At 56.8% G+C, this 8,558-nt stretch carries 9 protein-coding genes and 1 pseudogene; 5 read left to right on the forward strand and 5 right to left on the reverse strand.

Features of this window, described 5'->3' with window-relative positions:
* On the forward strand, positions 1-431 hold a 431-nt coding region (locus ACESMB_RS07575; protein ID WP_372926850.1), incomplete at its 5' end, for an acyl-CoA thioesterase.
* Between the two features lie 18 nt (positions 432-449).
* On the opposite strand, the gene ACESMB_RS07580 is transcribed toward ACESMB_RS07575, so the two are convergent.
* Positions 450-1,133: a type 1 glutamine amidotransferase domain-containing protein gene (locus ACESMB_RS07580; RefSeq protein ID WP_372926849.1), complete on the reverse strand. Its 684-nt coding sequence runs from the start codon at positions 1,131-1,133 to the stop codon at positions 450-452.
* Positions 1,134-1,564: 431 nt separating this feature from the next.
* Here ACESMB_RS07580 and ACESMB_RS07585 point away from each other — a divergent pair, with 431 nt between their 5' ends.
* From ACESMB_RS07585 to ACESMB_RS07595, 3 genes and pseudogenes are all read left to right on the forward strand, one after another.
* Positions 1,565-2,947, forward strand: a complete 1,383-nt coding sequence (locus ACESMB_RS07585; RefSeq protein ID WP_372971240.1) for a ribonuclease J — start codon at positions 1,565-1,567, stop codon at positions 2,945-2,947.
* A gap of 7 nt (positions 2,948-2,954) precedes the next feature.
* Positions 2,955-3,752, forward strand: a complete 798-nt coding sequence (locus ACESMB_RS07590; protein WP_372926846.1) for a substrate-binding periplasmic protein — start codon at positions 2,955-2,957, stop codon at positions 3,750-3,752.
* Positions 3,753-3,944: 192 nt separating this feature from the next.
* A pseudogene (locus ACESMB_RS07595) lies at positions 3,945-4,049 on the forward strand (diguanylate cyclase domain-containing protein); the annotation flags it as partial.
* A gap of 105 nt (positions 4,050-4,154) precedes the next feature.
* Here ACESMB_RS07595 and ACESMB_RS07600 read toward each other — a convergent pair.
* The 3 genes from ACESMB_RS07600 to ACESMB_RS07610 are packed head-to-tail and all read right to left on the reverse strand — an operon-like array spanning position 4,155 to position 6,970.
* The gene (locus ACESMB_RS07600) at positions 4,155-4,931 is read right to left on the reverse strand and encodes an ABC transporter (protein WP_372971241.1); all 777 of its coding nucleotides are present in this window, start codon (positions 4,929-4,931) and stop codon (positions 4,155-4,157) included.
* Positions 4,924-5,850, reverse strand: coding sequence for a metal ABC transporter solute-binding protein, Zn/Mn family (locus ACESMB_RS07605; RefSeq protein ID WP_372971242.1), 927 nt, complete (start codon positions 5,848-5,850; stop codon positions 4,924-4,926). Before ACESMB_RS07605 ends, ACESMB_RS07600 begins: the two co-directional genes overlap by 8 nt.
* Positions 5,840-6,970, reverse strand: coding sequence for a hypothetical protein (locus ACESMB_RS07610; protein WP_372926843.1), 1,131 nt, complete (start codon positions 6,968-6,970; stop codon positions 5,840-5,842). The genes ACESMB_RS07605 and ACESMB_RS07610 overlap by 11 nt, the downstream gene beginning before the upstream one ends.
* A gap of 704 nt (positions 6,971-7,674) precedes the next feature.
* On the opposite strand from ACESMB_RS07610, the gene ACESMB_RS07615 reads away from it, so the two are divergent.
* Complete coding sequence (locus tag ACESMB_RS07615; protein ID WP_372926842.1) at positions 7,675-8,103, forward strand: hotdog fold thioesterase; 429 nt, start codon at positions 7,675-7,677, stop codon at positions 8,101-8,103.
* Here ACESMB_RS07615 and ACESMB_RS07620 read toward each other — a convergent pair.
* On the reverse strand, positions 8,068-8,558 hold a 491-nt coding region (locus ACESMB_RS07620; protein ID WP_372971243.1), incomplete at its 5' end, for an HD-GYP domain-containing protein. The two genes, ACESMB_RS07615 and ACESMB_RS07620, sit on opposite strands and share 36 nt — an antisense overlap.

The following is an 8,558-nucleotide window of genomic DNA, read 5'->3' on the forward strand; positions in this document are numbered from 1 at the left end:
CATTCCGCTTCCGTTTCCGTGTACGATATGGCGAATGCGATGCCCAGAACGTTGTGTTCAACGCGCGCTATGCGGATTACGTGGATATTTCCGTCAACGAATATATCCGCACCCTGTTCGGGGACTATCAGCACCTGCTGGATCAGGACCTCGACATCCAGGTTGTCAGTCTGGCGATAAACTACCGGGCGCCGGCGAAGTTTGATGATGTACTCGAGGCCAGGATAAGGGCCGGGCGGATTGGCAACACGTCTTTCACCGTGCATCTGGAATTCTATCGCTACGGAGACGACCTGCTGGTTGCCGAGGCGGATATCACCTATGTGTTGATTCAGCCATCGAAGATGGCAAAAACGCCGGTACCGGACAGGATTCGGGATTTGCTGGAGGCGGGTGCACCCGGCGTGCTGATCAGCCACGCCGGGGAATAGCGGTTTTCAGGAGGGCACTCAGCCTTCCTGAAGCGTCTGTACCACTGCCTTGGCTGCACCTTCGGAGGAGGCCGGATTCTGGCCGGTGATCAGTTTACCATCCACCACGATGTGTGGTGCCCAGTCGTCCCCCTTGGAGTAGGTGGCGGTGTTTTCCTTCAGCATGTCTTCCAGCAGGAAGGGAACAATGCCACTGAGGCCCACGGCTTCCTCTTCGCTGTTACTGAAGCCGGTCACTTCGCGACCGCCCACAATGTTCTGCCCCGGTTTGATTTCCACTTTTTTGAATACAGCCGGTGCGTGGCACACGGCGCCAATGACCTTATCCTGCTCATAAGCGGTCTTGATCAGGGCAATGGATTTTTCGTCATTGACCAGATCCCACAGAGGGCCGTGGCCACCCGGATAGAAGAGGGCGTCGTATTCGTTCATGTCCACATCTGCCAGTTTCTTGGTGCTGGCCAGGGATTCCTTGGCGTGGGCATCTTGCTGGAAACGGCGAGTGGTCTCGGTCAACGCATCGTCCGTCTCGCTGTTGGGGTCGATTGGTGGCTGGCCACCCTTCGGGGAAGCGATGGTAATATCCGCACCGGCGTCCCTGAATACGTAGTAGGGCGCAGTAAACTCTTCCAGCCAGAAGCCGGTTTTGTGCCCGGTGTCTCCCATTTGATCGTGCGAGGTAAGAACCATCAGTACTTTCATGCAATCTGTCCTTTTGATCGTGCAATGGGTTCGGTATGACTGCTTTACAAGACCTTAATTGCGGCAGATCTTGTGGAAATCAACCGCCGTCGCCGAGTCATTACGGTCATGAGGGGCTACCGGACCCTGCGGATACCCCTTACTGTATATCATCTATACTCATGATGGTCCGTGTGGTAATAAGTTTGGCATGCTCACTGGCGCAAGTTACTTTGAAGATTTTGATAGCGATGAAGAGCTCGACAAAGAACCGGTCGCACGTTATGAAAACCTCATGCGAATGCTGGAGACGGATCGAGTGTATCTTGTGATTGCTCCCGAACGTCGCCGTTTTATTCCCATCAGCAGGAAGTAACCCGAGTGTTTGAACAGATCAGAAATGATGGCCTCTATGACAGGCTGATCCGAAGCTACCAGGATTGCGCCAGCCAATGACTCCGGACAACGAAGATTTGTGGTTCCTGCCGCTGGGCGGTACCGGTGAAATCGGCATGAATCTCAACCTGTATGGCCATGATGGCCGCTGGCTGATGGTGGATTGTGGCGTGACTTTCCCGCGGCCGGGACGGGTGGCGGCAGATGGTACCGTTCATCATGGCGGCGAGCCCCCCGTGCAAATGGCCGATCCCGCCTTCATCGCTGACCGCCGCGAGCAATTGGCCGGGCTTGTCATTACCCATGCCCATGAAGATCATGTTGGCGCCGTACCCTACCTCTGGCCATTGCTGCAGTGCCCTGTTTATACCAGCCGGTTTACCGCTGAAATACTGCGGCGAAAACTGGCGGAATTTGACCTGCTGCACCGGGTGCCGATTATTGAAGTGGAAACCGGCCAGACCAGGCAGATCGGGCCATTCAGTGTGCAGTGGCTGGCGCTGACCCATTCCATTCCCGATCCCAATGCGCTGATGATTCGCACGCCCATTGGCAATATCTTCCACAGCGGCGACTGGAAACTGGACGATCAGCCGCTGGTGGGTCATGGCTATTCCCGCAAGACTTTTTCCGATCTTGCGGCTGAAGGTGTTGATGCAATGGTGTGTGATTCCACCAATGCAACTCTACCTGGCCATTCGGTGTCCGAGGCGACGCTGCATGAGGGGTTGATCAGGTTGATCGCAAATGCCGAAGGACGTGTTGTTGTCACCTGTTTTGGCAGCAATATCGCCCGCTTGCACACTCTGGCGTCGATTGCGCGCGAGACCGGGCGATATATGGGCCTGCTTGGCCGTTCGCTGGTCAATATGAGCGGCGCGGCAAAAGCGGCGGGGCTCTGGGATGCGGCAGACCAGTTGATCAACCCTTCCCACATCGGGTATCTGCCCCGCAATGAAGTGTTGGCAGCGGCAACGGGCAGTCAGGGTGAACCCCGGACGGCCCTGCGCAGGCTTGCAGCCGGTAACCATCCGGATTTCGAACTGGAAGCCGGGGATACCGTTATCTTCAGCGCCCGGGCCATCCCCGGCAACGAAGAAGCTATCAAGGCACTGATCAGCAGGCTCTCAGCTCTTGGCGTAAAAGTGATCACCGCAGAGAGCGCTGATTTGCCAATTCATGCTTCAGGTCATCCTGCGCAGGAAGAACTGGAGTTAATGTACAATTGGGTGAAGCCCGCTATCGCCATTCCGGTTCACGGCGAAGCCGAGCACATGGAAACCCATGCCACCATTGCCAGGGCAACAGGAGTGCCCCGCGCGTTGGTTGGTCGAAACGGTGATCTGTTCATGATCCGGCCCGTTCCGGGCATGCGCCGGCAGATCACTGCAACCGGGCGCCTGGGCTGGGAAAAACAGGTGCTTGTCAGAGTCGGGTAATTCAAGAATGAGAGTGTGCTTCAGGTTCTGTGTTCTGCTCATGGTGCTGTTCTGGCTGGCCCCCGCCCACGCCTTACCGGAGGATACCTGCAGCAAGCTGTCCGTGAGCGGCAATCCGGAATACCCACCTCTACTGTGGCGCGATCCTGCGCAGCCGGATCGGCTCACGGGTGCGGTCCCGGCCCTGCTGAGGGAAATCGTGGAGCCCATGGGGCTGGAATTGGTCGTCAGGGATCTCGGGTCCTGGGCGCGTGTTCTGCATGTGGCCGATCTGGGCGACATCGATATGGTCGCCGGCGCGTTCTACACGTCCGAACGCATCGGATATATGGACTACCTGCTTCCTCCAATCACGCATCTTCCGACCGTGGTCTGGGTGCCCAAGGGCCGCGAATTCGTCTACCGCCACTGGCCGGATCTGCTGGAAAAGCGCGGCAGCACGCTGATTGACAACAGCTTCGGCCAGAACTTCGATCGTTACGCTGAAAACAATCTCCGGATTGAGGGTGTTCGGACCATTGAGCAATCTTTCCAGATGGCACTGGTCGACCGCGTGGATTACGTGTTGTACGAGTTACTGCAGGGGCAGGTGATGCTGGAAAACCTTGGAATTGCCAGGGACTTTGTGGCCCTGGACCAACCGGTCAGCCGGGAAGGATTGTTTTTTACCTTCACCAAGAGCTCTCCCTGCAACACCTTCGAGTTGCGAGAACGCATTGCCGGCCGGTTGTCGACCCTGTTGGACGCTGGCAGGGTCGATCAGCTGATTCGTGAGTACACCCGGTTATATACCGGAAAAGACTGAGGTGGCATGAACCTTTCCTGTTACTGATTCGTGATTCCGGGTGAGAGGGCGGGCTGAAACACCACAACTCGGTCTGGCAGGACAGGAGTCCTGGCGAATGGCAACCAACATGCCCCAGGATCTGGTCAGGATTTTCAACAGGCTTTCAGTGGAGCTGGCCAGCGGTTCGAAAACAGCCTTTTTCGTTAGCGTGACCGCCTTGCGCAAGCTCTTGCGGGTAGCACAAGGCAGCGTGACCATGGCGATCTGGTGTTCATTGATCTGGATAATTTCAAGAACATTAACGATTCAGTCGGCCGCTGCCTCCTGCCGAATTCGAGAGGCTGATAGAGGAATCTTCGCTGCCTGCGAGGCAAAGAATGAGCTGACAGCGCTTTCCGTGCTCGCATTTGAACACGGTTGTCATCGAGTTTCCGGGATTGAATCGCCGCGAGCGACTGCAGATTTTGTCAAAACCAGGATGCCGGCAAGGCAACAGACGATCACCGAAACCACAACCGCAGGTCCCGCCGGGATGTCATGACTGGAGGACAGCCAGAGCCCGAGACCATGGCCGGCAAAACAGAATCCCGAGGCAACCGGAAGCCCGTAACCCCGAAGGTGGCAGAGCGCCAGCGGTGCTGCAATCAGAGTGGCAAACACCACGTAAATGCCAGCCATATCTACCGTCAGGGTCACCGTCACCGCAAACAGCGGTAAAAACAGGGCTGATCGAATTCTGTCAGAGTCGGTAATCTGCCAGAGCATCACCGCCAGGGTTACGACAACCAGGGGGATCAACGACAGCCCCGTGACCCAGAGCAAATCGCCATTGAGGGTTCTGGCCAGCTGTTGTGCCCCATGAGGATCATTGCTGACCACCAGTGTTGCGAGGCTGGCACCGAGCACGTAAAGCGTGCCGATCATGGCTTCTCGATAATCAGGCACCAGCTTCAGGATCAGAGAGACCAGTGCTACTGCCAACAGTGCAAACAGCAAGCCGCTGACGGGCAGGCCGGCAATGGTTTGGTCGGGCATCAGTGATAGTCCGGCCAGCGAACCCAGTGCCGCCCATTGGGCGATGGCCAGGTCTGCAAATACCACGCCTCGCGCCAGTACACGGTGCCCCAGCGGCACCAGGCTCAGGGCCATCAGCAGGCTGGCCCCCAACGGAGTGAGCAGCCAGAACCAGTCAGCCATGGCCGCCGGCCTTTTCCTGGGCCTTTTGATGATGCTCGAGGCGCCCAATAATGTGGCTGATCAGCTCTGCCAGACTGTCCGTTCCCGCTTGATCGTTCACCGTACCCGGCAGAACCTCGACAGGAAGCTCCGTCTGGCTCGAAAGCCACTGTGCAGGTCTTTCGCCCTGATAGGTGGCAATCAGTATGAGCTTTATCCGAGCCAGTGCCGGGTCGGCTAGTACGTCACTTAAATTGGAGGCGCTGGGTGGCAGGCCCGGTTTGGGTTCCAGATCGATCGGGGCTTCAACGCCCAGCCACCGCAGCAGATAGCCGAAGGTGGAATGTTGCACTGCCACTGACAGACCTTCCAGGTTTTCCGCGGCTTGCCGCCACCGTGCGGTTTCCAGTTTCCAGCGTACATGCCATTGCCGCTGTCGCAGGCGGATGCCGTTCTCCCGGGAGGGAACAAGGGTGACGATACGATCAGCAAGGGCGTCGACAATCACCGGTACCCGCGCCGGGTCAAGATGAATGTGGGGGTCACCCTCGGGATGGACGTCGCCCATGCTCCGGTCCAGATGATCGTGGGGCTGGTGCAGGCTTACCTGTTCTGCAGCGAAGAACAGGCCCGGTTTTCCGGGCTGGATGTCCCGATTGGAAGCCCGGCTGATCAGTGCCGGAAGCCAACCTGCTTCCAGCGAAGCACCGGTGCACACAGCGATGTCCGCGCGTCGCATGGCGGAAATCAGGCTGGGGCGGGCTTCGATGTAGTGCGGGTCCTGCTGGGCATTGGTCGCGATGTGAATGTCTGCATCTGGAACCAGTGCCCGGACCAGATCGGCCCATTCCGGTTCACAGGTGAAGACGCTCAGCGCGGCCTGGGCCGGCATGACTGCCAGCCCAAACGCGATTCCTGTAATGAGTTGTTTAAAAACCATGGGCACCGTGGGCTCCAAAGCTCATCACGTACTGCAGCATTACGGTATTGTCCGCCTTCTCAAACCCGTCGGCTTCCTGATGGGTGTATTGCAGGCGCACCGTCGAGAAATGCGAGTGGGACCAGGCCAGCATGACGTCCGTCTCCTTCAGCCTCTGGTCGTCGAAATGATCACCATGCGCCTCTTTCAGGTCTACCTGACCGTGCCGAACACCGGCAGACCACTGGGGTGCAAACCGGTAGACCGCTGATGCATACCAGCCTTCATGGTCGTCACTGGATGTTGCATGTTCGCCCAGCTCATCGACCAAAAGATATTCACCGCTGAGTGTCAACTGCTGCTGGCGGTTATTGCCGCCCGGCGCCCATTTCCACACCAGATCCGCCATATAGAGATTTTCTCCGGTGTAAGCGGCACCATGGCCGTGGTCTCCATGTTCATGCCCGCCGCCATGGTCATCGTGACCATCGTTGTGGTCATCACCATGCTCACCATGGACCTGCCGGTTGTTCAGATACGACAGGCCAGCCTGCCAGCTCTGAGAGCTGGAAATGTCTGCTCCAAACCGGGTGTTGACGGTGTATACGCCGATGTCTTCATCACCCTCGGACAGCCTGCTTCCGTTGAACGCCTCGGCACCGACCTGCCAGTAGAAAGGTGTTGGCAGCAGCAGGTTCAGGCGCAGACCGTCGTCAAAGTAGTGGCTGCCAAGCAGTGCCCGATAGGCCGCAGGGCGTTCGACGAAATCATCTTCGTGCAGGTGGCGGCTGTTCAGGTAGCCCACCTGGGAAAGAAACCGGCCACCGCGAACGCTGAGGTTGTAGGGCATGCCGGTGGTCTGCAGAAAGGCTTCCTCCAGCTCCAGCTCGGTTTCACCCTCGTGGTCTTCCAGCACCGCGGTCAGCCGGCCTTCGAACAGATCATCGATAGGTGAAGAAAGCGACAGCTCGGTATGGCCCAGGCCGAAGCCCTCGTCCCTGTGCGACAGGGCGGTGTGGTTCTGCTTGTAGTAGCCGTCCAGCACCACGCTGAGATCTGGATTCAGCTCGTTGGCCTGGACCACTGCGAACGGGAGAATGCCCAGCGCAAGAGCGCTGGCATGAGCGTTCAGTGATTTCATAGCGTTCCTCTTATTGTAAAAATGGCGGTAAGTTGTGGGTCGGCCTTCGTTATTATGGTCACACACTTTGAATAAAACGTTATAACATTGCATTAACTGGATAAAATCAAAGCCCGTAAAGTGCCAGAATCAGCCGAGGGCAATCCCCGGACGCTGGAGATCTGTGTACAAGGCTCAGGCCCCGCGCGATCTGTGGCCGAATAGAAGGTCCCATACCGCCAGGTTGATTTTGTCCCGAAGTGATGAAGTGAAAGTCACCAAAACCGACTCGTCGATTGCGGAACTAATGTTATGTTATAACATCTTAAAAGTGAACCCCCGCATTTGATTAAATAACGCGGTACACAAGGAGAGGGTTATCCGGTCTTATTTTCCGTCGGCCTTTCCGGGTAAGATTGCTTTGGAGAGCCGGGCGTCCCCGTGGATGACTTGATTGCCCGCCAGGTATTGAAGATGTGTCTCGGTGAACCTGCTATCTGAATGGCGTTGCTGCTCACTGTCTTTGCCTCTTTATGCACGGCAGAACTCTGCCCGAAATGGTTTGGTGGCTCGGTTTAAAGCAGCATAGCAATACATTTCTCAAATGCAAATGACTCTCATTAAAATTTGAGTGGCATCAACAAATTTTCAATAGTCGTTCGCAGCCTAACTGTATAGACTCATTTCTGACCCAATCCGATTTTGCATCAGGAGGCAGTACCATCATGGCAATCTGGACCCGTAGTATTCCCACTCTTGAACAAATGGCCGAGGCGAGCAGAAATACGGCTGTTGCCACCATGGGCATCGAATACGTGGAGGTTGGCGAGGATTATGTGATTGGCCGTATCCCCGTGGATGAGCGCACCGTGCAGCCGTTTGGCATTCTTCACGGCGGCTCGTCGGTGGTTCTGGCGGAAACGCTGGGTAGCATGGCTGCCAACTACTGCCTGCGTAAAGAAAGCCAGATAGCGGTGGGGCTGGATATCAACGCCAACCATATTCGCTCAGCTACCAGGGGCTGGGTCTATGGCACGGCTCGTCCCGTTCATCTGGGGGGAACGACGCAGGTCTGGGAAATACGACTGGAAGATGAGGACGGCAAGTTGACCTGCATCTCAAGGCTCACCATGGCTGTCATCGACCGGGGCTGAGATCTCCGGCGCCTTGCGGCCTAGAATGCCCTGCTCGATGAATTCCTTCATCACAATGCCGTAGCTTTCATCCGGCACTTCCCGGCCAATTTTGTAGGGCTGTCCGGCGCTGTCCAGAATATTTTTCAGCAGGTTTACTTCGCGGTAGGTGTTCAGCGGGTGCTTGTCTGCATCACGCACCATAAGAACGCGGGGTTTGAGTTTGCTGGTGCTGTGAGTTGCCACCACGATACCCACTTCCCCGTTGGTCATTTCCACGATGGAGCCGGGTGGGTACACGCCGACCATGCGGATAAATTCCACGGCCAGACCGGCATCAAACTGGGAGCCCTTGTTGCGGTGAATGATCTGCAGCGCCTCCATCGAGGCGCGGCCTTTATCGTAAACCCGGGAACTGGTGATGGCGTCATAGGTGTCCACCAACCCCACGATCTTGGCAAACAACGGAATCTGAT

The sequence above is a fragment of the Marinobacter sp. genome, assembly GCF_041686475.1.
In the GTDB taxonomy this organism is placed as follows: domain Bacteria; phylum Pseudomonadota; class Gammaproteobacteria; order Pseudomonadales; family Oleiphilaceae; genus Marinobacter.